Origin of the sequence: Burkholderia lata (assembly GCF_902499335.1) — a bacterium.
Classification (GTDB): Bacteria; Pseudomonadota; Gammaproteobacteria; order Burkholderiales; family Burkholderiaceae; genus Burkholderia; species Burkholderia lata_B.
This window is the reverse complement of sequence record NZ_CABVQK010000020.1, coordinates 132553-158022: the sequence shown is the minus strand read 5'-3', so window position 1 is coordinate 158022 and position 25470 is coordinate 132553. Positions and strand designations below refer to the sequence as shown.

The 25470-nt window shown below is 54.4% G+C and carries 26 protein-coding genes; 14 read left to right on the top strand and 12 right to left on the bottom strand.

The window, feature by feature from the left end; translation table 11 throughout:
- Positions 1-228 precede the first annotated feature (228 nt).
- Complete coding sequence (locus tag BCO18175_RS36715) at positions 229-1863, top strand: N-6 DNA methylase (protein ID WP_174988423.1); 1635 nt, start codon at positions 229-231, stop codon at positions 1861-1863.
- On the opposite strand, the gene BCO18175_RS36710 is transcribed toward BCO18175_RS36715, so the two are convergent.
- Positions 1860-3047 carry a phospholipase D-like domain-containing protein gene (locus BCO18175_RS36710; protein ID WP_174988420.1) on the bottom strand — a complete coding sequence of 396 codons (1188 nt, stop codon included), beginning with the start codon at positions 3045-3047 and terminating at the stop codon, positions 1860-1862. The two genes, BCO18175_RS36715 and BCO18175_RS36710, sit on opposite strands and share 4 nt — an antisense overlap.
- 1437 nt (positions 3048-4484) lie before the next feature.
- Here BCO18175_RS36710 and BCO18175_RS36705 point away from each other — a divergent pair.
- The 4 genes from BCO18175_RS36705 (at position 4485) to BCO18175_RS36690 (ending at position 6780) form a co-directional block, all read left to right on the top strand.
- On the top strand, positions 4485-5123 hold the full coding sequence (locus BCO18175_RS36705) for a DNA-methyltransferase (RefSeq protein WP_217483941.1): 639 nt from the start codon (positions 4485-4487) through the stop codon (positions 5121-5123).
- A gap of 1 nt (position 5124) precedes the next feature.
- Positions 5125-5742 (top strand): hypothetical protein, encoded by a 618-nt coding sequence (locus BCO18175_RS36700; RefSeq protein ID WP_174988417.1) that lies wholly within the window; start codon positions 5125-5127, stop codon positions 5740-5742.
- Between the two features lie 232 nt (positions 5743-5974).
- Entirely contained in the window at positions 5975-6310 is a 336-nt protein-coding gene (locus BCO18175_RS36695) for a hypothetical protein (protein WP_174988414.1), read from the top strand.
- Between the two features lie 104 nt (positions 6311-6414).
- The gene (locus BCO18175_RS36690; RefSeq protein WP_174988411.1) at positions 6415-6780 is read left to right on the top strand and encodes a helix-turn-helix domain-containing protein; all 366 of its coding nucleotides are present in this window, start codon (positions 6415-6417) and stop codon (positions 6778-6780) included.
- Positions 6781-7006: 226 nt separating this feature from the next.
- Here the strand turns inward: BCO18175_RS36690 and BCO18175_RS36685 are convergent, their stop codons facing one another.
- Positions 7007-7204, bottom strand: coding sequence for a hypothetical protein (locus BCO18175_RS36685; RefSeq protein ID WP_174988408.1), 198 nt, complete (start codon positions 7202-7204; stop codon positions 7007-7009).
- Positions 7194-7496 (bottom strand): hypothetical protein, encoded by a 303-nt coding sequence (locus BCO18175_RS36680; RefSeq protein WP_174988405.1) that lies wholly within the window; start codon positions 7494-7496, stop codon positions 7194-7196. The genes BCO18175_RS36685 and BCO18175_RS36680 overlap by 11 nt, the downstream gene beginning before the upstream one ends.
- A 269-nt stretch (positions 7497-7765) precedes the next feature.
- Here BCO18175_RS36680 and BCO18175_RS36675 point away from each other — a divergent pair, with 269 nt between their 5' ends.
- From BCO18175_RS36675 to BCO18175_RS36655, 5 genes are all read left to right on the top strand, one after another.
- Positions 7766-8203, top strand: a complete 438-nt coding sequence (locus BCO18175_RS36675) for a hypothetical protein (RefSeq protein WP_174988402.1) — start codon at positions 7766-7768, stop codon at positions 8201-8203.
- An 11-nt stretch (positions 8204-8214) separates the two neighbouring features.
- The gene (locus tag BCO18175_RS36670) at positions 8215-9597 is read left to right on the top strand and encodes a relaxase/mobilization nuclease domain-containing protein (RefSeq protein ID WP_174988398.1); all 1383 of its coding nucleotides are present in this window, start codon (positions 8215-8217) and stop codon (positions 9595-9597) included.
- A gap of 167 nt (positions 9598-9764) precedes the next feature.
- A complete protein-coding gene (locus tag BCO18175_RS36665) occupies positions 9765-10070 on the top strand; it encodes a hypothetical protein (protein ID WP_174988379.1) in 306 nt (101 codons plus the stop codon).
- A 24-nt stretch (positions 10071-10094) separates the two neighbouring features.
- A complete protein-coding gene (locus BCO18175_RS36660; RefSeq protein WP_174988377.1) occupies positions 10095-10460 on the top strand; it encodes a hypothetical protein in 366 nt (121 codons plus the stop codon).
- A 14-nt stretch (positions 10461-10474) separates the two neighbouring features.
- Positions 10475-10753, top strand: coding sequence for a hypothetical protein (locus BCO18175_RS36655; protein ID WP_174988374.1), 279 nt, complete (start codon positions 10475-10477; stop codon positions 10751-10753).
- A gap of 27 nt (positions 10754-10780) precedes the next feature.
- On the opposite strand, the gene BCO18175_RS36650 is transcribed toward BCO18175_RS36655, so the two are convergent.
- The 5 genes from BCO18175_RS36650 to BCO18175_RS36630 form a co-directional block, all read right to left on the bottom strand.
- Positions 10781-11119: a hypothetical protein gene (locus tag BCO18175_RS36650; protein ID WP_174988371.1), complete on the bottom strand. Its 339-nt coding sequence runs from the start codon at positions 11117-11119 to the stop codon at positions 10781-10783.
- Positions 11094-12404, bottom strand: coding sequence for a replication-associated recombination protein A (locus BCO18175_RS36645; protein ID WP_174988368.1), 1311 nt, complete (start codon positions 12402-12404; stop codon positions 11094-11096). Before BCO18175_RS36645 ends, BCO18175_RS36650 begins: the two co-directional genes overlap by 26 nt.
- Positions 12397-12843 carry an AAA family ATPase gene (locus BCO18175_RS36640; protein ID WP_174988365.1) on the bottom strand — a complete coding sequence of 149 codons (447 nt, stop codon included), beginning with the start codon at positions 12841-12843 and terminating at the stop codon, positions 12397-12399. The genes BCO18175_RS36645 and BCO18175_RS36640 overlap by 8 nt, the downstream gene beginning before the upstream one ends.
- 177 nt (positions 12844-13020) lie before the next feature.
- Positions 13021-13710 (bottom strand): outer membrane lipoprotein chaperone LolA, encoded by a 690-nt coding sequence (gene lolA, locus BCO18175_RS36635; protein ID WP_174988362.1) that lies wholly within the window; start codon positions 13708-13710, stop codon positions 13021-13023.
- Between the two features lie 46 nt (positions 13711-13756).
- Entirely contained in the window at positions 13757-16066 is a 2310-nt protein-coding gene (locus BCO18175_RS36630) for a DNA translocase FtsK (protein ID WP_174988359.1), read from the bottom strand.
- 439 nt (positions 16067-16505) lie between these two features.
- Between BCO18175_RS36630 and trxB the strand changes: the two genes are divergently transcribed.
- From trxB to BCO18175_RS36615, 3 genes are all read left to right on the top strand, one after another.
- Positions 16506-17468, top strand: coding sequence for a thioredoxin-disulfide reductase (gene trxB, locus BCO18175_RS36625; protein ID WP_174968517.1), 963 nt, complete (start codon positions 16506-16508; stop codon positions 17466-17468).
- 137 nt (positions 17469-17605) lie between these two features.
- The gene (locus BCO18175_RS36620) at positions 17606-18385 is read left to right on the top strand and encodes a Smr/MutS family protein (RefSeq protein ID WP_174968516.1); all 780 of its coding nucleotides are present in this window, start codon (positions 17606-17608) and stop codon (positions 18383-18385) included.
- Positions 18372-18995 (top strand): trimeric intracellular cation channel family protein, encoded by a 624-nt coding sequence (locus tag BCO18175_RS36615; protein WP_174918261.1) that lies wholly within the window; start codon positions 18372-18374, stop codon positions 18993-18995. Before BCO18175_RS36620 ends, BCO18175_RS36615 begins: the two co-directional genes overlap by 14 nt.
- 87 nt (positions 18996-19082) lie before the next feature.
- Here the strand turns inward: BCO18175_RS36615 and BCO18175_RS36610 are convergent, their stop codons facing one another.
- From BCO18175_RS36610 to BCO18175_RS36595, 4 genes are all read right to left on the bottom strand, one after another.
- The gene (locus BCO18175_RS36610; protein ID WP_174988357.1) at positions 19083-20201 is read right to left on the bottom strand and encodes an ABC transporter ATP-binding protein; all 1119 of its coding nucleotides are present in this window, start codon (positions 20199-20201) and stop codon (positions 19083-19085) included.
- A gap of 112 nt (positions 20202-20313) precedes the next feature.
- Entirely contained in the window at positions 20314-21171 is an 858-nt protein-coding gene (locus BCO18175_RS36605) for a carbohydrate ABC transporter permease (RefSeq protein ID WP_043181722.1), read from the bottom strand.
- Positions 21161-22099, bottom strand: a complete 939-nt coding sequence (locus BCO18175_RS36600) for a carbohydrate ABC transporter permease (RefSeq protein WP_122944702.1) — start codon at positions 22097-22099, stop codon at positions 21161-21163. Before BCO18175_RS36600 ends, BCO18175_RS36605 begins: the two co-directional genes overlap by 11 nt.
- A 138-nt stretch (positions 22100-22237) precedes the next feature.
- Positions 22238-23485: an ABC transporter substrate-binding protein gene (locus BCO18175_RS36595; RefSeq protein ID WP_174988355.1), complete on the bottom strand. Its 1248-nt coding sequence runs from the start codon at positions 23483-23485 to the stop codon at positions 22238-22240.
- Between the two features lie 430 nt (positions 23486-23915).
- Here BCO18175_RS36595 and zwf point away from each other — a divergent pair, with 430 nt between their 5' ends.
- Complete coding sequence (gene zwf, locus BCO18175_RS36590) at positions 23916-25385, top strand: glucose-6-phosphate dehydrogenase (protein ID WP_174988352.1); 1470 nt, start codon at positions 23916-23918, stop codon at positions 25383-25385.
- Positions 25386-25470: the final 85 nt, after the last annotated feature.

Genomic DNA, 25470 nt, shown 5'->3' with positions numbered 1-25470 from the left:
CTGCTTGGCAGTTAAGATGATGTGATCTATGTAACATCACATAAGGCACATAATGGCTATCGGAGAGTCAGGGCGAATAGTGCTAGAGATAGAGCCTGAGCTAAAGAAAAAATTTTATGCTTGCCTAGCCCTAGAGCAAATCACTTTGAAAGATTGGTTTATAAAAACCGTAGAAGAACACATGAAGAACAATCACCCAGAAATTTTCACTATGAAGAATAATAAGAAATGAACTTCATTGAAAATGAATCTGAACAAAAGCTTCGTGGTGGCTACTACACTCCAGAAGATCTAGCCACTTTCATTGCCAAATGGATTTCAAAAAAATCTCCCCAGCATGTCTTAGAACCAAGCTGTGGCGATGGGATTTTTGTCAAAGCTTTCCACAATGTTGGCAATACTGGAAATCTACACTTTCACGGCTTTGAGTTATTTGATGATGAAGCCAAGAAGGCAAAAAAACGAGCTTCGCAGTTAAAAATAGAAAGCACAATCAAGTGTGCTGACTTTTTAGATCATGCAATCAAGCTCATGACGACAGGAAAGACTGAGTATGATGCAGTGGTGGGAAATCCACCATTTATTCGCTACCAATATCTACCTGCGGAATCTCAAGAAAAATCTGAGATCATTTTCAAGAGCGAGCACTTGAAATTCACCAAGCATACTAATGCTTGGGTTCCATTTGTCATTGCAGCAATCAAGACTTTGAAGCCTGGTGGTAGGCTTGGAATGATTTTGCCTGCTGAAATCATTCACGTCATGCATGCACAATCACTTAGAACTTACCTCGGTGAACAATGCAGCAAGCTACTTATCATTGATCCAGAAGAAATTTGGTTTGAAGGCACACTTCAAGGTGCCATCATTCTTTTTGCAGAAAAGAAGCAAGAAATCAAAGATCATTCTTATGGACTTGGTATCTATAAAGTAGCTGGCAAGGATTTTCTTAAAGAAGATCCAGAGAAGACTTTTGAGAACACACCACGCATCAATGGCGAAACTGTTGAAGGCAAATGGACACAAGCCCTCTTGACCAGTGAAGAAAGAACACTCTACAAGTCGCTATTGAAACTTGATGAAGTTCATAAATTCCATGATATTGCGAAAGTGGACGTTGGTATCGTCACCGGTGCAAACAAATTCTTCTTAGTCCCCAATGAAGTAGTTCATGAATATGGATTGGCAAAGTTCGCTCATCCAATGTTTGGACGAAGCGAGCATTGTCCCGGTCTTATCTATGATGAGAAGCAGCATCAAGAGAATGCTGAAAAAGGCAACCCTACCAACTTCATTCTTATCAAAGATGAATTGAGCAAGCTTCCCAAGAAGGTGAAGGAATACATTGCTCTTGGCGAGTCTGAGAAGCTGCATACTCGTTATAAGTGCAGGATCAGAAAGCCTTGGTATACGGTTCCTTCTGTGTATTCAACGAGGATTGGCATGCTCAAACGCAGTCATGATATTCCAAAGCTAATTCTCAATACTGTTGAAGCCTACACGACCGACACAGCATATCGGATTACAGCTAAGGAAAACATTGCCGCTGACAAGCTTGTCTTCTGCTTTTTAACGGCACTTACTGCTTTGAGTGCAGAACTTGAAGGCCGTCACTATGGAGGCGGAGTTCTTGAGCTTGTTCCTTCTGAGATTGAAGAACTAGCTATTGCCTACCCCAAGAAGCTCACCAAATTTGATTTGGAAGCTTTGAACGGTATCTATAAAAAAGAAAGTGCCCCTGAAATTCTTGAACAACAATCAAGAATTGTCTTGGGGGCGCTTGGAGTTACCACTGAGCAGCAGGCTATTCTATTGAATGCTTGGAAGCGTTTGAAGAATAGGCGACAACGAATCAGTGATTAATCAATCTCAATCATGAACTCTGGTGGGGTGGAGTCTTTTCTATGCAAGGTCATAATCCGCCCCAACAGATCGTTTTGTGCAATCAGACTCTTTGCATCACCCCAACTAACATTGGTCATAGCATTGTTCTGCTGATATGACTTTGAAGTTGTGTCTGTGTTGTGTGATATTTTCAAATCAAAAGTTCCTCTATACTCACCTTTGGTAAATATATGAGCTTTGATTTGAGATCTTTCATAATGAGGCAATTTGGCATCAACTACCCAACCCACATCAGTGAAAACTTCATCACGGAAGTAATGCCGCTGATCTATGCCTTCCATTGCTCCCTTTTTCCAGAGCATAGATCCAGTAGGATTGGTGTTTGTGCCCTTGGGAATATTCAAATCCCGTTCTTTCAATTCGTTGCTCTGCCAGACCAAGTAGTAATCTTGGGTGTTTGGTTTCGCAATGCTAGGGCGGCGGGTAACTTCTTCTTTTCCATCTTCTTTGACGATGATTTCGTCAATAAATTCTTTACCCGCCTTCTTTTTGGTGACTGGAAGTGGAAACTTCTTGAATAGCTTCATCAAAGGAGTAGTATCACCTTTTCCCTTTGATGGCCTGGAGCTCTTCTGCTTTATTACGACAGTTTCATCAACAACTCTACCACTCTCAAAGATTTCTCTAATATCCTTCTTGCTCTTGATATTTAGAACATGCTCAGGATGAGCAGCGGCAAGGTGATTAAATATTGCCTCAGTCTGATCAACAAAACTCTTGTCGTCAGCAGTGCTCAAATCAAGATCAAGGATAGAACTAGCTTCAATATTGTTGTGTAGGCCGCCAAAAGTCAGATTGGCACTACCTATGATTGCTGTTGCTGATTTTTTGAATTTGGCGAGGTATATCTTGGGATGAAAGATGGTAGTGCGTGACCCTGTATCAACCACATAGAGGTTCGCACCAGTCTCCAAAATCACTTCCAGGGCCTGATAGGAAGTGATGTCGTTTCGGATGCCCACGAAGACAGCACACTTCCCCTTGTTCTTTTCTAGTGCGGCCTTGATGACAGCAGCACCTTGACTCTTCGCAAAGGCAACACTGATCAGTAGCTTGTCCAGGTCCTTTCCAAGGGCCTCTTTGATGATAGTTGAGTGATCTTCCTCAGTCACTGCTTGCAGTAGGAACCGTGCCTTCGCCATGTATGCCCTCCAAGATGTTACGCAATGATATCAAGGAGACAGACACCCGCATAGATCTGGAAGAACTTGCTTCAATTGCCATCTAGACAACAAAAAAGAAGAAGGCTAGTCATTGAGACTAGCCTTTTTTCTTTTCGTTAGATTCGGCACCACCCGGTTTCTAACAGAACACCACTTGACATTTACAGAAATTCAAATATAGATGTTCTACCAAAGCAATTTAATAGTATTAAATTAATAGCCATTTGTCAACATTCAACTTCTATTTAATTGCCCTTGGTGAAAATCAAGGGCATTTTTTTGCCCTGAAAGATAGGTTGAAGTGTTATATGTCCTTGGGCAATCAGAGTAATCGTAAGACCCATGACTCAGCATCGGTCAATCTATGAAGAAGACAGAATTTTGAGAATGCTTGTTCTTGGTTGTATAGCGACGAATGAAAAAGCAGAACTTGAGTGATAGGGAATTAATTAGCAACCAGGAGGAACCATGTGGCCCACACAACAAGCAGTCTCAAAAGTCTGGAAGTATTCAGTCAGTCATTTGTGTGACGAAAAGAGCATGGCTCATTGATTGAAGTAGTTTGGCAAATTTACAGCGATGCGGCATAAGGTAAGACCGAAAGGCAACAGGTGAAAGGTTGCCACAATTAGCCAAATGAACGAGCCCAATAGCACAAATGCTTCTATCCAAGGATAGGAGAGCTTCTTTCAAGCTGCTGATGGTAGGTCACTTATACCGACCTACCACAAGCCAGATGTTGGGAGGTGCGAGCACTATAGGTTTAGGCTTACTTCTGTAAAAGGAAGGTCTTGGATACCCTGCACCCTACCGTTAGATTGGTAGAAAGAAACCAAGATTCGGAAAGGTTACTAACAACCTCATGGGCCGTTTTCAATTGAATGAAGACACGGCAAAGGCAGAATTGCACTAGAACTCAAATTTATTGAGATTTTTCTAGTCAGCAAGGGATAAGGCTTTGCCGTTTTTCTTTAGAAAAACGCAAAAACTAGGTCATCTTAATACAAGGATGAATTAATCATCATCTAAGCAAATATGATGATGGCTTAGTCAGAAAAGAGGAATTATCAACAGAATCAACATTAAGAATTAATTTTGGCAGCGGCGAAAATTAATCACCAATTCAAAGCACCCAACCGGGTGCTTTTTTCATTTCAATTAGATATCCGAATGGGGTTTGACTTTCCTTTTAATTTTTTATAATTGAAGCATAAGAAAAATAAAAGGAATCTATGAGCACAGTCAGAAAAACAAAGGAGATAGCAACCAATCTTCAAGTAATTGCCAGCAATATCATCAACTTCCCACCACAGAAAAAGCAGAAGGCATTAAAAAAAACAAACCATCATTGAGCTTAAAAATCAATCCTGCTTTGAATATCTAAAAAATCTTCCTGATGACAGCATTGATCTTGTCTTGATTGATCCGCCATACGAGATTTCCAAGGAGACAGGTTTTTCCAAAGGTGGTGGCATTGACAGATTTGCTGTCTCAATGGACTTTGGTGAATGGGACAAGGATTTTTCTGGTCTAGAGGATGTTTTAGAGCAGGCTTACCGAGTATTAAAGAAGGGCGGCACCTTCATATGCTTCTACGATCTTTGGAAAATCACACCTCTAAAAAACATAATGGAGGAAGTGAAGTTCAAACAGATTCGCTTTATTGAATGGGTTAAGACCAATCCTGTCCCATTGAACAGCAAGATCAACTACCTAACTGGTGCTAGAGAAATTGCAGTAGTTGGAGTCAAAGGATCAAAACCTACCTTCAAGAGCGAGTATGACAATGGCATTTATAGTTACCCTATCTATCACGACAAAGAAAGATTCCACCCAACACAGAAGCCAGTTGATTTGATTGCCAGCCTCATTGAAAAGCATTCAAATGAGAATGACACAGTTCTAGATTGTTTTTCAGGAAGCGGCACAACAGCATTAGCAGCAATCAAAACAAACCGACATTTCAAGGGTTGTGAGCTTGACCCAACCTACCACCAAAAAAGCATACAGAGGCTTGAAAAATGGGATAGACAAATAACAATAATAGAGGAATGAGATGGCAGGCGATAAAAATAAGAAAAATGCCTCACTAGCAAAACAGTTTTTAGAAGTAGCTCAACCTAATGAAGATGGATTCTCAAGAGAAGTCACTGTTGATGAGCTAATTAAGTTGAATGAAGACTTTCGCATGGGTAACGGTGGAAGCTGGTGTAGAGATGACGGTCCATTGAAAGAATTCAACTTAGTCAGAGTAAAGAAGGGAAACAAGATTGTGGCTGTTAAGCTTGATGGCTGGAATAAGAACATCAAGGAAAGAGGCATTAAAGAAAGCATTAGAAAAGAAATAAGAAAGCTCCCTTGTGCAGTTTTGCACATCAACTCAAACATTGAGTGTGATCACAAGGATGGTATGTATGATGATTCTGCTGTTGGGGATATGGATAAGCAGCAGCCATCCGATTTTCAACCACTTTCAAAAGCCGTTAATGGAGCAAAGCGCACCCATTGCAATAGATGCAAAGACACAGGTTTGAGGTTTGATGCCAAGCTGCTTGGATATAGTGAATCATTCTTGCAGGGCGATCAAAAGTCAAAAACTTGTGTTGGCTGCTATTGGTATGACCCCCACAAGTTCAACCAGGTCATCTCAAAGGATTTTGAAAAGAAATACTGAATCAAACAACTTAGGCTCCACCAAGGAGCCTTTTTATTGTCTAACGTGGCACGTTAGGTTCTCACGTGTCGCCTCATGTACCTTTTTCTTCAAGGGGCGTAAAGTTCGTTTTATTGATTGGCGACGCAAAGCCATTCAATAACTACAGCGACTTCCCACTTAACACCTACCAGTGAAATGGTTCACTTGGAAAGGAGGGTTCTAACTATGACTTAATTTAAAGGAAATCATCATGAATCAACTTAACCTTATTGCGATCCCAAACGGTGTTTTTACTCTTGAAGAAGCTCTCGAAGACACACTCGTTAAAAAAGCCCTTCAAAGGATTCAGGCTGCTGAAGCTACTGAAACAGACAAGATTCAAAGCTTTCTCTTCGTCTATCAAATGATTGATACCTTGGCTCAAATGCACTTGCAAGGCTTTGATTTGAAGCAGGTGAATGAAGATGCTGTGAAGAAGTCCATGAAGGAAGCCATTGAGATTGGCTACGATTCAATTATGAAGACCTTCACCAATCACCAGAGGAAGCAGATTCGTGAGTTGGTCAAGAAAGCTCCTGCACACTGAGCTTCAACAGCCGCAAGAACAAAGGCACCCATGAGGTGCCTTTTTGTTGATCTCTGCCCTTCTGGCAGTCAAAATCATATGAATTTAACTATCAAAGCACCCACATGGCAAAGTCAGCCAAAGACCTGCAACGATTGAAGGTAATCGGTAAGAGCTTGCAGAAGCAAAGATTGAAGACTGGCTACTCTCAAGAAGAGGTTGCAGACCGTCTAGGTATCACACCCAAGTCGTATGGCGACTACGAACGGGGGGATGCTACCCCTGACATTTTGAGATTGATTCGGATTGCTGAAATCTTTGAATGTCAGCTTGAAGAGCTTCTAACTGGTATTAGTTCAAAGCCTGATGACCAGGCAAAACAGATAGCCACTCTTCTGCAAGGAGTCAAAAGGATAGACAGACTCCACATCATCAAGATAGTGGAGAAGATATGCCTGATTTCAAAAGGCAAGGCAAAAATAGACTCCTGAGAAGGGGCCTTCATTGTGAGCGGCTTGGTTGCATTGCTTGTGCCCATATCACTCAAAAATGCTGTTCAGTTGATCGCTGTAATTTGCAACCAGCCATATATTAATTCTAGCAAGTTGAAAACGATCATCAAGAGTGGTTGATTGAAAACCACTTGTACACCCGTGGCACGTCAGTGAAAAATGGACCAACTCGTTTGTGTCCTCACGGCAGAACCTAGCAGGTGGATCACTCAACACCTAAAGAGCCAGAAGGCAGCTTGTTCTTTCTCACGATTGATTCAAGGATCAACTGAAGTTCCTGAAGCCTCTGGATCTCATTTGAAATGGTGAAGGCTTGAATCACATCCCTCAAGTCTGCCACTGACACCAGTAATTCATCTTGAGTGGTCACGGTGTTTTTGTCATAGTGAAATTCAATTTCCATTTGAACCACCACCATTCAACTTAGAAACATACTTTGATTTCTGGATCAATGTTTCCTTGATCACCTGTTCCAAATCAGTTCCATTCTTTATTGCATGTGCCTCAAGAGCTTTGCAATTTTCTTCACCAATGAACTTGAAGTAGGCAGCAGCACGAGCCTGTTTTTTCTTCTGCACATACTCACTCACTGCATTTCTAACCACCATTCCGAAATTATCGGACTGCCCTGCATTGATCAAAAAATCATCAATCCATTGAACATCTTCTTGTCGTAAGAAAGCAGTTTTCTTCACACATCCTTTCATAAAGATCCTCCTGTTTTCTCCAATCCTACAAATCTGGATTGATAAAACAAGGCCCATTCCGAAATTATCAGCTATCGAGTTACAGCCTTAATCGTGGACATCTAATTTTGCTTTGCTAAAATTAAGAATATAAACAGCAAGACAAACAAACCACACCAGGAGAACCCTGACGGTTCTCCTTTTTGTGGATTTGTCTCTTGCTGGGGTTCCCCCAGACCCCTAACAAAAAACACAAAAATAAGAAGGAGAAGATCCCAATGACAAGCATTCAAAACACATCAGCAATTCCAAAATTACACCCTGGTCAGGCTGGCTCTGATGATGATTCAAGACTCAAAAGAACAAAGGTTCTTGAGATAAATTTATCTCCACTTGAATACGACAGTCTCAAGGATACATGGAGAAAAACCAACTTCAATTCAATGGCAAAGTTTGCCAGATATAAATTATTTGGCGGTCAAGAACACAGGATTGATCTCTACTTTGAAGAAAAACAGCAGGACAGAATTCTTGCTGGCAAGTTGCTTGCAGAGTTAAATAGGCAAGGTAAAAACTTCAATCAAATAGCCAAGCAGTTAAATTCAAAATCAGATTTCACTACACAGGAAATGAAATTACTTGTGGACGATTTGAAATCTGGCTTGCTTGTTCTTCAAGAAATCAAAGAAGAGTTCTGCACCAAGAAGAACAAATAAGGTGCGGTTTAGTGATCAATGTAGTTCAAGGGCATCGCACTAATTCAGTTCAAGAAGCCATCAATTATCTTAAAGGCACCCATGATCACAAAGGGGTGGAGAGAAAGCCTTTGCCTAGATTTTTTGCTGGTAGTGAGGCTGATTGCCTCATAGCTTGTGAAAGCATAGACAGAAAACACAAGTATGTTTCTGGCACTCTTGCATTTGAACCCAATGAGCATCCTACCGATAAACAACTCATGGAGGTTGTTAAATCATTCCGTGCCACCTTCATGGCGGGTCTTGAGCACGGTGTAAATTTCACAGACTTCTGGAACATTCACGAAGACAAAGGTCGCATTGAGCTCAACTACATCATTCCATTGACTGAGCTAACCACAGGGAAAAGAATCAACCCTTTTCCACCCGGTCAAGCAAAAGAAGATTTCAAGGATGCCTTTGATGCCGTCATAAACCACAATCTTGGGTATGACCAGGTTGTGAGAGATCCACTTAAAGCATCATCTTCAAAATTTGAAACCAAGGTTTTGCCTCATTCAGATTCTGAGCTTGCAAAGCAGATTAAAGCCACCAAGCCAAACAAGGACAACATTAGTGATAATGTTGGCTATCAAATCCTTCAAGGCAATATCACTAACAGGCAGCAGCTTTGCGACTACCTAGAGAACTTTGGTGAAATCACCAGAGTCAATGACAATTTCATATCATTGAAGGTTCATGGTTCTGAGAAAGCATTCAGACTAAAAGGGCCAGTCTATGAATATGGTGCAGACTTCAAGAAATTGAAGAATGAATTTCTTACCAAAGGTGCTGACTACAGAAAGCAACTCAATGATGCTGATTTCACGAAGGTCAGTGACACCCTAAAAAGACTGACTGATTCAAGAAGGCAGTTCAACAAGAAGCTGATCAGTCAGCCCATGACTGGCAGAAGCAACAAGAATCGCCTATATGGTGAGAAAGCCACTGTCAAGGGAACGCCTAAGCAGCCAGCACCTACCAATGAGATTCATCAGCCTCAGAAGGTCAAGGAAGCATCTGCACAGGTTCAACCTACAGCACAGCCTCAGCAGCCTTCTAAACCTGTTGTAGAGCCTTCTAGCAGCACCAAGCAGCAGCAACCATCTACGAACCAGCCACAGGCCAGCGACAGCCCTTCTATGCCGTCTGGTGGCAGCAGTTCAGATGGCTCTATTGGTGGTCTTCGTTCTCAACTGGCTGATCTCATGAAGCAGATTGCCAATGCAAGGAATCCAGCCAAAGCAGCCGCATTGAAAACCAGAGCTACGCAGCTTGAGAATCAGATCGGTGCAGCAGTAGCAGCCGAAAGAATTAGGAAGCTCAAAGAAGCAGAGCGATTCAATGGCATGAGTGGCAAGAAGTTGAAACTCTGATCCCGGCTGGGAGCACCTACTTCATTTTCGTGAATGGATCATTCACAAAAATAAAGCAGGCCCATAAAAAACACCCGAAGGTGCTTATGCTATGTCAGTTAAATTCATATGAATTTGACTTGACAAAAGAAATTCTCCTGATAGATGTATGACAACAGGAGGATTTAATGATAAAGAAGAAAAATAACACCTACAGGCTAATCAAGAAAAATATCGCCAAGTTATCCCTCATTCAGCAAACCACCAAAATTTCACCCAATCGTTTGGTATCGCTCTTTCTGAAAAATTTGTCCTTGGATGAAATTGCCCTTCATAAGAAAACGAAAGATGGCTATTGGGATTGGAGTCTTGCTGACAAAACTGCCTACAAATACTTCAAGAAAGAACTTGCCATCTACTTGAAAAGAAATATGGCTAATTCTAGCTTCCACACTATGCAGGAGCATTTCAAGTTCAACTATCTCACCAAGTAATATTTTGGCGAGAACTATGCCTCCTTGTCTAATAACTACTATGCACAAGAAGAGCCATTGAAGAATTTTGTGCGAGAGGGATTCATTGCCATCAATCCAATTAATTCAGAAATGTCTCCAAAAGAGATAGCCATAAGAAATCAGAAGCTTGGCAAGATTTCTGTCAATCATTGGATTGGCGACATCACCAATTACGACTACTTCAATCAAGCACCTGGCTTCATGATGAAGAATGTTCAGCAGGCTCTTCAATACATTGACCTTTACATTCTCAACATTCTGAATGAAAAGCAACTTGATCATGAAATCATGAAACTATCAACCAATCAGAAGCTTGAAGCTAAGTTCGCTGCAACAGAGGCACCGAAGATCAAAATTCACAAAATATAAATAGGAGATAAAACATGGAGACACAAAAAGAACTAGCAGATGATTTTTCAGGTGTTGTGCAAGAACAGATTATTTGCACCACAGTGGCTGACAATTCCACAAGAGTCATATCCACCACAACCAAGCATTACCAAAGGGGATTTCTACACCGTGAGGATGGGCCTGCTGTTGAGAGATCTGACGGCTCCAAGGAATGGTGGATAGGTGGCAATCCCATTCTTGAAGGTGAACTTCCACGTGCCATCAAGAGGTTTCTAAATAAGCAGGATAAAGCTGAAAACCAACCCAAGTAGACAATAAAAAAGCACCCGGAGGTGCTTTTATTTTTTCTGTTGAATTTCTTGTTGGGCTTGATCAACTAGCTTATCAAGAAATTTCCTGCTGCTATCTGAATGAAGAAGTTCATCCCAAATCTTCTGATGTGCCATGTTCAAACGGTTCAGGCTATTGATCTTCACATTTTGATTCTTCACCAGTCCAGCAGCCCATGAGAGATTTTCGACCGTCAAAGGAATCTTCTCATTGCTTTCATCACTGAAGACTACAGCAATGACTTCAAGATCTGATTCATTCTCATGTAATCCAAAGATCAACCGCTTGATTGGCTTGTCAGTAGTTAAATTCATATGATTTTTACTCCTTCTTGCCAGCCTCTTCATCCCACTTCTTCAGCAGGGCAAGCTTTTCACCAATCTTGATCTCAAGACCTCTAGGAACTGGTTGATACCAACCAAGTTCTTCTATACCGTCAGGAAGATAGGTTTCACCAGCAGCATAGGCATTGGGTTCATCATGAGCATATCGGTATTCATGCCCATAACCTAGTTCTTTCATAAGCTTTGTTGGAGCATTGCGAAGGTGAACAGGAACCTCACGGCTCTTGTCTTGCTTCACGAATGCACGAGCTTGGTTGTATGCCATATAACCAGCATTGCTTTTGGCAGCTATCGCCAGATAGATAACTGCTTGACCAAGTGCCAACTCACCTTCTGGACTTCCCAGCCGCTCATAGGTCAAAGCAGCATCGTTGGCTATCTGCATGGCTCTTGGATCAGCAAGCCCAATGTCTTCCCAAGCCATACGAACGATTCTTCTGGACAGGTATCTTGCATCTGCCCCACCGTCCAACATTCTTGTTAGCCAGTAAAGGGCAGCATCAGGATGGGAGCCACGAACAGACTTGTGCAAGGCTGAGATCTGGTCATAGAAATTATCGCCACCTTTGTCAAATCGTCTTGCATTGAGCGACAAAGCATTCTGGATAAATTCAGCATCAATCTTCTGAACACCAGCAGCACCAGCAGCCGTTTTGCATTGTTCAAGTAGGTTCAAAAACCTTCTGGCATCACCGTCCGCATAGCCAACAATGGTGTCAACAGCCAAGTCTTCAAACTCAAGATCACCAAGGGCATTTTCTTCCTTAGCCCTTTTGAGCAGCAGCTTCAACTCTTCATCGGTCAGCGACTTCAGGACATAGACCTGAGCACGAGACAACAAAGCCGAGTTAACCTCAAAAGAAGGGTTCTCAGTAGTGGCACCGATGAAGGTGAACAACCCTGATTCAACATGAGGCAACAGAGCATCTTGTTGAGACTTATTGAACCTGTGAATTTCGTCTACAAACAAGATGGTGTTCTTGCCTTGAGCAAGATACTGCCTTGCTTGTTCCATTGCTTCTCTGATGTCTTTGACACCAGACAGAACCGCAGACAAGGCGATGAATTCGCACTTGAAGGCACTGGCTGTGAGGCGTGCCAAGGTGGTTTTACCAACACCCGGAGGCCCCCAGAAGATCATGGAATGCGGCTTGCCTGACTGGAATGCTAGTCTCAGCGGCTTGCCTTCACCCAGCAAGTGAGACTGCCCAATGACCTCATCCAAGGTCTTGGGACGGAGTGCTTCAGCCAGTGGTGCAGAAGGCTCTTGTGCGAACAAATCAGCCATGCTTCACCACCTCCGAACAATGGGGAAGCCCAAATATCTGCACAATGACAACTCTAAGTTGTTGATTTATATATGACTTGACAGCTTTTTTGAAGCGGTGGATCTCGTCGACGAACAGGATCGTGTGGCGGCCGGTGCGGTTCAGCGTGTCCTTCGCCTGCTCCATCGACTCGCGGATGTCCTTCACGCCGCCGAGCACCGCCGACAGCGCGATGAACTCGCAGTCGAATGCGAGCGCGGTGAGCCGCGCGAGCGTCGTCTTGCCGACGCCGGGCGGCCCCCACAGGATCATCGAATGCGGCTTGCCCGATTCGAACGCGAGCCGCAGCGGCTTGCCTTCACCCAGCAAATGCGTCTGGCCGATCACCTCGGCGAGCGTCTTCGGCCGCAGCGCCTCGGCGAGCGGGCGGCGCGGCTCGACTTGAAACAGATCGGACATGAACCCTCGCTCCACATCAAACGGTCGCGGCCGAACCGGCCGCCGGACCCGACATTATGACAGCCGCGCGAAAGCACCGCCGCGCCTGGTGCCCGCGCCCAGTGCCCGCGCCTGAAAACAACACGGGCCTGCCGTCGCCGGCAGGCCCGTAGGGGAAACAGCGGCGCGGAGCGCCGGTCAGCCGGTAATCACGTCCGCGCCCTTCGGCACGACGAACTTGAACGTATCGCCCTTCAGCGGCGGATTCGTCTGGATGTTCGTAAACGTCAGCAGCGTGACGTTGCCGAACACGTCGTGCAGTTCCATCGCGGCGAGCGTGCCGTTCTTGAAGCCGATGCCGATCCGCTGGAACTGCGTGTCCTGCGCCTTCGGCAGCATCTCGAGCCATTCGATGCCGCCCTTCTCGCCGGCATCGCGCAGCGTGTAGTTCTTGTCGAGATCGTTGCTGCCGAACAGGATCGCGGCCGGGCTCGCCCCCAGCGCGCCGTTCAGCTTGCGCTCGGTGACCTGGTTCAGGTCGCGGTCGTACACATAAAGCTTCTCGCCGTCGGCCTGCAGCACCTGCTGGTACGGCTTCTGGTACGTCCAGATGAACTTGCCCGGGCGCGCGAACACGAACGTTCCGCTCGAATTGTCGGTGGGCTTCGGTACGGCCTGCACGGCACTCGCGCCTTTCGCCGGCGCCTTGACGATCTGCTGCGTGAAATCGCCCTTCGCCGAACGCACCTGCGACACGAACGCCTTCAGTTGCTCGGTGCCGCCCGCGAACGCGTGCGTCGCCGCGAGCATCAGCGATGCGCCGGCGAACGCCGCGCCGAGCCAGCGCCGCGTCGAACGAAGGGACATTGCGAACGAATGTTGCTGCATATTGCGGTTTTCTCCCTGGGTGGCCGGCGCTGCGAGCGCCGCGGACTCATTCCGCGTCGCGCGCCGGCACAAGAATTTCGCGGTTGCCGCTCGACGACATCGCCGACACGAGCCCCGACTGCTCCATCTGCTCGAGCAGCCGCGCCGCGCGGTTGTAGCCGATCCGCAGATGGCGCTGCACGAGCGAGATCGACGCGCGGCGGTTCTTGATGACGATCTCGACCGCCTGGTCGTACAGCGGATCAGACTCCTCGCCGCCTTCGCCGGTTCCCGCGCCGGCAGAGCCCTCGTCGCCGTCGGCGGTGCCGCCTTCGAGCAGGCCCTCGATGTAGTTCGGCTCGCCCTGCTCCTTGAGCTTCTCGACGACGCGATGCACTTCGTCGTCGGCGACGAACGCGCCGTGCACGCGCACCGGCAGCCCGGTGCCCGGCGCGAGGTACAGCATGTCGCCCATCCCGAGCAGCGATTCGGCGCCCATCTGGTCGAGAATCGTGCGCGAGTCGATCTTCGACGACACCTGGAACGCGATCCGGGTCGGCACGTTGGCCTTGATCAAGCCCGTGATCACGTCGACCGACGGACGCTGCGTCGCGAGGATCAGGTGGATGCCAGCCGCGCGCGCCTTCTGCGCGATCCGTGCAATCAGTTCCTCGACCTTCTTGCCGACGACCATCATCAGGTCGGCCAGTTCGTCGATCACCACGACGATGTTCGGCAGTCGGCCGAGCGGCTCAGGATCTTCCGGCGTCAGGCTGAACGGATTCGGCAGCTTCTCCTCGCGCTTCGCGGCCTCGTCGATCTTGTTGTTGTAGCCCGCGAGGTTGCGCACGCCGAGCTTGCTCATCAGCTTGTAGCGGCGCTCCATCTCCGCAACCGTCCAGTTCAGCGCGTTGCCGGCCTGGCGCATGTCGGTGACGACCGGGCACAGCAGGTGCGGAATGCCTTCGTAGACGCTCATTTCGAGCATCTTCGGATCGATCAGGATCAGGCGCACCTGCTCGGCGGTCGCCTTGTACAGCAGCGACAGGATCATCGCGTTGATCCCGACCGACTTGCCGGAACCGGTCGTGCCGGCCACCAGCAGGTGAGGCATCTTCGCGAGATCCGCGCAAACCGGCTTGCCGCCGATGTCCTTGCCGAGGCTCAGCGTCAGCGCCGACGACGCGGCCGCGTACACCTCGGAACCGATGATCTCGGACAGGTGCACCGTCTGGCGGCGCTGGTTCGGCAGTTCGAGCGCCATGTAATTCTTGCCGGGAATCGTCTCGACGACGCGGATCGACACGAGCGACAGCGAGCGCGCGAGATCCTTCGCGAGGTTGACGATCTGGCTGCCCTTCACGCCGGTGGCCGGCTCGATCTCGTAGCGCGTGACGACCGGGCCCGGATACGCGGCGACGACGCTCGCCTCGACGCCAAAGTCCTTCAGCTTCTTCTCGATCAGGCGCGACGTGAATTCGAGCGTGTCGGCGGAAATCGCCTCCTGCGCCTTCGGCGCGGGATCGAGCAGCGATACCGCCGGCAGCGTCGAATCGCCCGGCAGGTCGGTGAAGAGCGGCACCTGGCGCTCGCGCTCGACGCGCTCGGACTTCGCCGGCGTGACGACCGGCGGCACGATCGTCACCGGCTCGTGATCCTCGATGCGCACGCGCTCCTCTTCGACCTTGCCTTCGCGGCGCACGGCCGCTGCCTCGCCGAGCTTGCGGTCGCGCTCCGCCTCGCGGCGCAGCTTCGCGACGTTGACGGCGGACAGGATCCCGCCGCCGACGCGCTCGGCGACCGACAGCCACGAGAAGCGGAAATACAGCGACAGGCCGATCGCCAGCGCGATCAGCAGCAGCAGCGTGCCGCCCGTGAAGCCGAACGCGTGCGACATCGCGCCCGCGACGGCCTCGCCGACGACGCCGCCCGGCGCTCGCGGCAACTGCACCTTCAGCGACCACATGCGCAGCGCCTCGATGCCGTCGCACGCCAGCACGACGAGCACGAACGCGAGGATTTCGGTGAGCCAGCCGATCGGCCGCTCGGGTTCGTCCGAGACCGCCTCGTGGCGCGTGATGCGGCGATAGTTGACGGCGATGCGCCGCGCGAGCGGCACGATCAGCCAGTAGGCCGACAGGCCGAACAGCAGCAGGATGATGTCGGCCGTCCAGGCGCCGACGCGGCCGGCCCAGTTCGTGATGTGGTCCACCTGGGCGGCGTGCGTCCAGCTCGGATCGCGCCGGCTGTAGCTCAGCAGGGCCATCACCAGAAATGCGCAGAGCGCGACCTGGAGAATCCAGCGGATCTCCGTGAGGAGCTTCGACATCCGGTGCGGCAACGCCTGTGCCTGGGCGGAATAAGGAGCTTTTGCCATGAATCCGTATAAAGAGGACGGGCCGTGCGCCCGCCTGTCGTTCGATCCCGCTTATTGTAAACGCTGCACCGGGCCGCCAAGTGTAAATGACGGTTACATAACAGGGCCGGGGTACGGCCGGCCCGGCGGAAATGCTCCGCTGCGGCCCTTTTGCCCCGGTCCGGCTCGGCGCCGAGCACCGCTGCCGCGCCGCCCCGAGCCTGCGTCCCGACCCATAGCCCCCGTGCGGCAACGCGCCGCCGCGCGCCCCGCCCACCCCGCGTGCGCGGCCGTTGCGCCGCGCGACACTATCGCCTCGATTGAAACTCTCGTTCGGCACCGCAGCAACGGGGCCTTTATAATGCGCGTCTGATACCCATCTATGACGGCATCCCGGTCAACCCGGATCGTACGGCGAGCCCTACCCCGCCCGCCGCGGCCGCCTTTTACGGATTCGCACATGTCCACGCCCAAACACGCCAAAGTCCTGATTCTCGGTTCCGGCCCCGCCGGCTACACGGCTGCCGTCTACGCGGCACGCGCCAACCTGTCCCCGGTGCTGATCACCGGCATCGCGCAGGGCGGCCAGCTGATGACCACGACCGACGTCGAAAACTGGCCGGCAGACGCGAAAGGCGTGCAGGGTCCGGAGCTGATGGCGCGCTTCCTCGAGCACGCCGAGCGCTTCAACACCGAAATCATCTTCGACCACATCCACACCGCGAAGCTGCACGAGCAGCCGATCCGCCTGATCGGCGACTCGGGCGAATACACGTGCGATTCGCTGATCATCTCGACCGGCGCGTCCGCGCAGTATCTCGGCCTGCCGTCCGAGGAAGCGTTCATGGGCAAGGGCGTGTCGGCCTGCGCGACCTGCGACGGCTTCTTCTATCGCGGCCAGGAAGTCGCGGTGATCGGCGGCGGCAACACGGCCGTCGAGGAAGCGCTCTACCTGACGGGCATCGCGAAGAAGGTCACGGTGATCCACCGCCGCGACAAGTTCCGCGCGGAGCCGATCCTGATCGACCGCCTGCTGGAGAAGGAAAAGGAAGGCGCCGTCGTGATCAAGTGGGATCACGTGCTCGACGAAGTGACCGGCGAGGATTCGGGCGTCACCGGCCTGCGCATCAAGAACGTGAAGACCGGCGCAACGGAAGACCTCAACGTGCAGGGCGTGTTCGTCGCGATCGGCCACAAGCCGAACACCGACCTGTTCCAGGGCCAGCTCGAGATGAAGGACGGCTACATCCTGACGAAGAGCGGCCTGCACGGCAACGCGACGTCGACGAGCGTCGCTGGCGTGTTCGCCGCGGGCGACGTGCAGGACAACGTGTACCGCCAGGCGATCACCAGCGCGGGCACGGGCTGCATGGCCGCGCTCGACGCGCAGCGCTACCTCGAAAGCCTGCACGACAAGAAGTAAGCCGCGAGACCTGTCGCGCCGGGCGCTACAATGGCGTCCGCTGCCGCGAAGCGGGTCTTGCCGGACAAGCCGCTGCCGCCGTGCAGCGGCTTTTTTTTGCCCGCGCGCCCGAACGCGCCTGCCCTGCGTACCGAATCATGGCGAAGAACCAGCCCCATCCCAGCGATCCCGCGAAGCGGCAGATCGCCGCCCGTCCCGCGAACCCCGCGCCCGCCGCGCCGGCACCCGCGCCCGATCCCGCCGCGTTGCGCGGCCAGGGGCTCGCCGGCCTCGGCGCGCTACGCGCGAACCTGAAGGGCGAAGCCGAGCGCCGCGAGCGCAACCGCGTCGAAACCGCCAAGGCCGAGCGCAAGGCGGAAGCCGACGCGAACGTGTTCCGCAACGAGGTCGGCACAATCCAGCCGCTCAAGGCGCCGCCGCGCGCGACGGCCGGCCGCACGCCGCCCGACCCGGTGCCGAAGCAGACGCAGCGCGACGAGGAAGCCGTGCTGAACGCGACGCTGTCCGACGAATTCGATCCCGAGACGCTGCTCGACAGCGACGACTCGCTGTACTACCACCGCCCCGGCATCAGCCGCGACGTCGTGCGCAAGCTGCGCAGCGGCGCGTGGATCGTGCAGGCGCAGATCGACCTGCACGGGATGCGGCGCGACGAGGCACGCGATGCGCTCGCCGAGTTCATCCGCGAAGCCGGCAAGAAGGGGCTGCGCTGCCTGCGCGTGATCCACGGCAAGGGGCTCGGCTCGATCGGCAAGGAACCCGTGCTGAAAGGCAAGGTGCGCGCGTGGCTCGTGCAGAAGGAAGAAGTGATCGCGTTCTGCGAGGCCCGTGGCAACGACGGCGGCGCGGGCGCGGTGCTGGTGCTGCTGCAACCGTTCGCGGCGCCCGGCGACCGGGGGCCGCGTGCCGCATCCTAGGCTGACGCTCGCGATCGCGGTACTGGAGGCGATCGCCACGCTGGCCTTTGCGATCTCGGGCTTCATCGAGGCGCGCAAGAACCGCCTCGACTCGGTCGGCACGTTCGTCGTCGCGCTCGCCACCGCGTTCGGCGGCGGCACGCTGCGCGACATCCTGCTCGAGCGCCGGCCGTTCTACTGGGTCGTGCACGACGACTACGTGATCGCGATCTTCGTGCTCGCGCTGTTCGCGCCGTTCGTGCTGCGGATGCTGTCGCGGCTGTCGGCCGAGCGGTTGCTGCTCGTCGCCGATGCGATCGGGCTCGGGATCTTCAGCATTTCGGGCACGGCGATCGCGCTCGATGCCGAGATGCCGCGCTTCATCGCGGTGATGATGGGCGTGATCACGGGCGTGGTCGGCGGGATCATTCGCGACGTGCTGTGCAACGACATCCCGCTGATCCTGCGCGATTCGCGGCCGTACGCGACCTGTGCCTTCGCCGGTTGCTGGTTCTACCTGCTACTGGTGTGGCTGCAGTTCGACTCGGTGTACAGCGTGCTGCTCGCGACCGGCTTCATCCTCGTCGCACGGCTCGCGACGTTCAAGTTCGACGTGCGGCTGCCGCACTGAGCGCCGCCGCGGCATCGACCGTCACGCCAAAATAAAGGGGCCGTCCGAAGACGACCCCTTTTTGCCTCCCTCAACGCGCGCGCGCCGTCACGCGATCCGCTCTTCCGACGCCGGATCGAACAGCACCACCTTCGACACATCGAACAGCAGCGACAGCGTCTGGTCGGGCTGCGGGTTCGCGGCCGGATGCACGCGGCTCACGATGCGCTTGCCGTTCACCTGCGCGAACACGTGCGTGTCCGGCCCGGTCGGCTCGGTCACGTCGACGCGCACGTCGAACGGTTGCAGGTGCGACGCGTCGCCGTTGTGCGCGTGGCGCACGTCGGTGATGCGCTCCGGACGCAGGCCGAGGATCACCTCGCGGCCGACGTGCGACTTCAGCTTCGCCGCATCGAACGGCAGGTTCAGCGCGCCGCGCTTGACGCCCGTGTCGACTTCGAGCGCGATCCCGCTGCCCTGCTCGACCAGCTTGCCGTTGATGAAGTTCATCGGCGGCGCGCCGATGAAGCCCGCGACGAACAGGTTCGACGGCGAATCGTAGATTTCCTGCGGCGCGCCGAATTGCTGGACGACGCCATCCTTCATCACCGCGATCCGGTCGCCGAGCGTCATCGCCTCGATCTGGTCGTGCGTCACGTAGACGATCGTCGTGCCGAGGCGCTGGTGCAGCAGCTTGATTTCCGCGCGCATCTCGATGCGCAGCTTCGCGTCGAGGTTCGACAGCGGCTCGTCGAACAGGAACAGCGACGGATCGCGCGCGAGCGCACGGCCCATCGCGACACGCTGGCGCTGGCCACCCGACAGCTGGCCCGGCTTGCGGTCGAGCAGGTGCTGGATCTGCAGCATCTGCGACACGCGGTCGACGATCTGCTGCTGTTCGCTCTTCGGCACCTTGCGGATGTTCAGGCCGAACGAGATGTTCTCGCGCACCGTCATCGACGGATACAGCGCGTACGACTGGAACACCATCGCGATGTCGCGATCCTTCGGCGACAGGTCGTTGACGACCTTGCCGTCGATGCAGATCTCGCCGCTCGTCACGGTCTCGAGCCCGGCGATCATGTTGAGCAGCGTCGACTTCCCGCAGCCCGACCCGCCGACCAGGATCAGGAACTGTCCGTCCTCGATCTCGATGTCGACACCCTTCAGGACCGGCACCCCGTTCGGGTAGGTCTTGTACACGTCACGGATGGAAAGGCTTGCCATGCTGTGAATCCTCTGTCTCGTCTCGCGCGGCGCACTCCGGCGCCGCGTCGGGTTCGTTTCGATGCGCCGCGCGCGATGCGCGGCCGGTTCGTCGTATCGGATGAAGCCGCGCTTACCCCTTCACCGCGCCCGCCGTCAGCCCGCGCACGAAGTAGCGGCCGGCGACGATGTAGACGAGCAGCGTCGGCAGCGCGGCGATGATCGCGCCGGCCATGTCGACGTTGTATTCCTTCACGCCCGTCGACGTGTTGACGAGGTTGTTCAGCGCAACCGTGATCGGCATCGAATCGACGCCGGAGAACACGATCCCGAACAGGAAGTCGTTCCAGATCTGCGTGAATTGCCAGATCAGGCACACCATGAAGATCGGCAGCGACACCGGCAGCAGGATCTTCGTGAAGATCGTGAAGAAGCCGGCGCCGTCGATGCGCGCGGCCTTCACGAGCTCGGCCGGCACGCTCACGTAGAAGTTGCGGAAGAACATCGTCGTGAACGCGATGCCGTACACGACGTGCACGAACACGAGGCCCGGAATCGTGTTGGCGAGGCCCAGCATCCCCTGCAGGCGCGCCATCGGCAGCAGGATCACCTGGAACGGGATGAAGCAGCCGACCAGCATCATCGTGAACAGCGCGTCGGCGCCGCGAAAGCGCCAGTGCGTGAGCACGTAGCCGTTGAACGCACCGATCAGCGACGAGATCAGCACGGCCGGGATCACCATCTGCAGCGAGTTCAGGAAGAACGGCTTCATCCCGTCGCAACGCACGCCGGTACACGCGCCGCTCCACGCCTTCACCCACGGATCGATGGTCCACGTGGTGGGCGGCGTCAGCAGGTTGCCGGTGCGCAGCTGGTCGAGATCCTTGAACGACGTCGACAGCATCACGTAGATCGGGAACAGGAAATACAGCGCGAACAGGATCAGTGCCGCATAGATCACTGCCCGGCTGATCGTCATCTTAGGCTGCATTGCGGGTGCTCCTCGATTCCATATACATCAGCGGCACCAGCACCGCGACCACGGTCGCGAGCATCATCACCGAGGACGCCGCGCCGAGCCCGAGCTGGCCGCGGTTGAACGAAAACGTGTACATGAACATGGCCGGCAGCGACGACGACGTGCCCGGGCCGCCCGCCGTCAGCGCGACGACGAGGTCGAAGGTCTTGATCGTGATGTGGCAGAGGATCAGCAGCACCGAGAAGAACACCGGGCGCATGCTCGGGATCACGATCTTGCGGTAGATGGTCGGCAGCGTCGCGCCGTCCACCTGCGCGGCCTTGAAGATCTCCGCGTCGACACCGCGCAGCCCCGCGAGGAACAGCGCCATCACGAAGCCGGTCGACTGCCACACGGCCGCGATCACCACGCAGAAGATCGCCTTGTCCGGATCGCCGAGCCAGTCGAACGAGAAGCTCGCCCAGCCCCAGTCGTGCATCACCTTCTCGAGGCCGAGGCCCGGGTTCAGGATCCACTGCCACGCGGTGCCGGTGACGATGAACGACAGCGCCATCGGATACAGGAAGACCGCGCGCAGCGCGCCTTCGTTGCGGATCCGCTGGTCGAGCAGGATCGCGAGGAACAGCCCGAGCGCGACGCAGATCGCGATGAACGGAATCCCGAACCAGCCGAGGTTCGCGGCGGAGGTCCACCACACGTCGTTCTGGAACAGGTCCGTGTAACGGCCGAAGCCGTCGAATTCGTAGTTTGGCAACAGCCGCGAATTGGTCAGCGACAGATAGCCGGTAATCAGGATGAAGCCGTAGATGAACACCACGGCGATCGCGACGCTCGGCGCAAGCACGAGCTTCGGGATCCAGCGATCGGCGAAGGCCGACATCGGCGACGTACGCCGTGCGGCGGCAGCGCCGGATCCGTTTCCGCTAAGAGGGGCAGCCACTTGATTCGACTCCTGGAACGAGGGCGACGCAGGCCGGGCCGGCGCCAGATACGGCACGAGCCCGCGGGCGAGCCCGTTTGCTGCACATGCAAAAACGCCCGGCCGATGAAGCGCTTCCGGCCGGGCGCCTGTCGCGCGTTACTTGACCTTCGCGGCCTTCGCGAGCGCGGCGACCGCGCTCTTCGAATCCTGCTGCGAGTTCATGAACTTCGTCACGACGTCCGTGATCGCGCCGGCGGTCGCATCGCTCTGCGCCATCCCGTGCGCGAGCGACGGCACGAAGCCGCCCGACTTGATCGCGGTCTGCTCGTCGGCATACGACTTCTTCGCGCAGTCGTCGAACTTGTCCATCTTCACGCCGAGGCGTACCGGCACCGAACCCTTCAGCAGGCTGAACTGCTCCTGGAAGTCCGGCGTCATGATCGTCTTCGCGAGCGCGAGCTGGCCCAGCGTCGCGGCCTTCTCGCCCTTCTGCTGGAAGAACACGAACGAATCGACGTTGAACGTGTACGAATTCGCCGTGCCCGGCACCGCCGCGCAGATGTAGTCCTTGCCCGCCTTCTTGCCGGCGTTCTCGAACTCGCCCTTCGCCCAGTCGCCCATGAACTGCATGCCGGCCTTGCCGTTGATCACCATCGCGGTCGCGAGGTTCCAGTCGCGGCCGTTACGGCCGGTATCGAAGTAGCCCTGGATCTTGCGCACCGTGTCGAACACGGACAGCATCTGCGGCGACGTCAGCGTCGCCTGGTCGAGGTCGACCAGCGCCTTCTTGTAGAACGCCGGGCCCTGCGACAGCACGACGTCTTCCCACAACGTCAGGTCCTGCCACGGCTGGCCGCCCATCGCGACCGGCTGGATGCCCGCGGCCTTCAGCTTGTCGGCCACCGCGAAAAATTCAGGCCAAGTGGTCGGCACCTTCGCGCCGACCTTGTCGAGCGCGGCCTTGTTGATGTACAGCCAGTTCACGCGGTGCACCGAGAACGGCGCCGCGACGGTGTGGCCCTTGTACTTGATGATCTTGTCGATTTCCGGCGGCAGGTTCTGCTTCCAGTCGCCGGCAGCGGAATCGATGTTGACGAGCACGCCCTGGTCGGCCCAGTCCTGGATCAGCGGGCCCTTGATCTGCGCGGCCGACGGAGCGTCGCCGCTGATCACCTTGGTCTTCAGCGCGGTCATCGCCGCGGCGCCGGCGCCGCCCGCGACCGCGAAGTCCTTCCACACGTAGCCCTGCTTCTGCACGTCGTCCTTCAGCACGCCGACGGCCTTCGACTCGCCACCCGAGGTCCACCAGTGCAGCACCGTCACATTCTCGGCTGCCTGCGCCGCCACGGCGCCAGCCATCAAACCTGCCGCGCAGAGCGCACCCATGATCGAGCGAACTTTCATTACTTATCTCCTCCAGACTGAATCAACTCGTGAGGTTCCCTGACCGGGAACCGGCTTCTTGATAACGACGGGGAAATCGAGCCGCGGGACGCATGCAGCGTACGGGGCCGATGACCGGCCGGGCTCTTACAGAAAGCGTGAATCGAGATTCAACGGCGTGTCTCCTCTTTGTGTTTCTGGCCCGCCGCGATGATGCGGCGCGAGCCCGGGGCCGACGTCGCGCTGACGATGCGCGCCGTCAATGTCCGATAACATTCGGCACAAGGCGTTCCCGAAGGCGAAGCTCGCGCAGTTCATCGACCGCACTTCTTTTTTTCTTCACCCAGGTGCTACCCCTTGCGGCGGATTGTAGTTAAACTACAATTCAGTGTCAAAAATATTTTTATCGCACTACGGATCGCTTCCCAGCACCCCAACCCGGCGGAGACACATGCATACCGATTCCAGCTTTACCTTCGTACTTTTCGGCGGCACCGGCGATCTGTCGATGCGCAAGATCCTGCCCGCGCTGTTCGAAGCGCACCGTGCGAACATGCTGGCGGAGAGCGGCCGGATCGTTGCCGTGGCGCGTCATGAATCGGATCGGGCGTCCTATCTCGAATGGGTCGACACGCATGTGAAGCCGCACGCGGCCAAGGCCGCCGGCAAGGCGTTCGACGAAGCTGCGTGGAAGTCCTTCCTCGATCGCATCGAGTACGTGCACCTCGATCTCGGCCGCGCGGAAGACTACGTCGTGCTGCGCGACGCGGTCGCATCGCTGCCCGGCATCCGCGTGTTCTATCTGGCGACGGGCCCGTCGCTGTTCGTGCCGATCTGCAAGGCGCTCGCGTCGGTCGGCCTGAGCGAAGGCTCGCGCATCGTGCTCGAGAAGCCGCTCGGCTACGACCTGAAGTCGTCGAATGCGATCAACGACGCGGTCGGCGAAATCTTCGCGGAAGGCCAGATCTACCGGATCGACCACTACCTCGGCAAGGAACCCGTGCAGAACCTGCTCGCGCTGCGCTTCGGCAATGCGCTGTTCGAGCCGCTGTGGCGCCGCGAATGGGTCGAGAGCATCCAGATCACGATCGCCGAGGAGCTCGGCGTCGAGGCGCGCGGCGATTTCTACGACAATACGGGCGCGCTGCGCGACATGGTGCAGAACCACCTGCTGCAGCTGCTGTCGATCGTCGCGATGGAGCCGCCGCATTCGATGGATTCGGATTCGGTGCGCGACGAGAAGCTGCGCGTACTGCGCGCGCTGAAGCCGGTCGATTCGCGCGACATCGGCAAGGTTGCCGTGCGCGGCCAGTATCATGCGGGCGTGATCAAGGGTGCTCAGGTGCCGGCCTATGCGACCGAGCCGGGCGTGAAGCCCGACAGCCAGACCGAAACCTTCGTTGCATTGAAGGTCGAGATCGAGAACTGGCGCTGGGCCGGCGTGCCGTTCTTCCTGCGCACCGGCAAGCGACTTGCCGATCGCGTCGCGGAGATCGTCGTCAATTTCCGCCCGGTACCGCATTCGGCGCTCGGGCCCACCGCGCTGCGCCCCGGCTCGAACCGCCTCGTGATCCGGCTGCAGCCGAACGAGACGATCCGCCTGTACTGCCTCGCGAAGCAGCCGGGCGAAGGGATGAACCTCGCGAGCGTGCACCTCGACCTCGCGTTCGACCAGTTCTTCAAGGAGGGGCAGATGGAGGCGTACCAGCGCCTGCTGCTCGACGTGATCAACGGTCGTCTCGCCCTCTTCGTGCGCCGCGACGAACAGGAAGCCGCATGGCGCTGGGTCGAGCCTATCCTGAACGAATGGGCACGCACGCTGAAGCCGCCGAAGCCGTACGCGGCGGGCACGTGGGGGCCGGCCGCGGCGAGCGCGATGCTCGCGCAGCACGACACCTGCTGGCTCGAAGAAGAGAACTGATGCAAACCGTTGCCGCGCACGCCACCGTACGCGGCAACGTGCCCCACGATTCGTACGATTTGAACAGACAAAGCAGTCCGGAGGA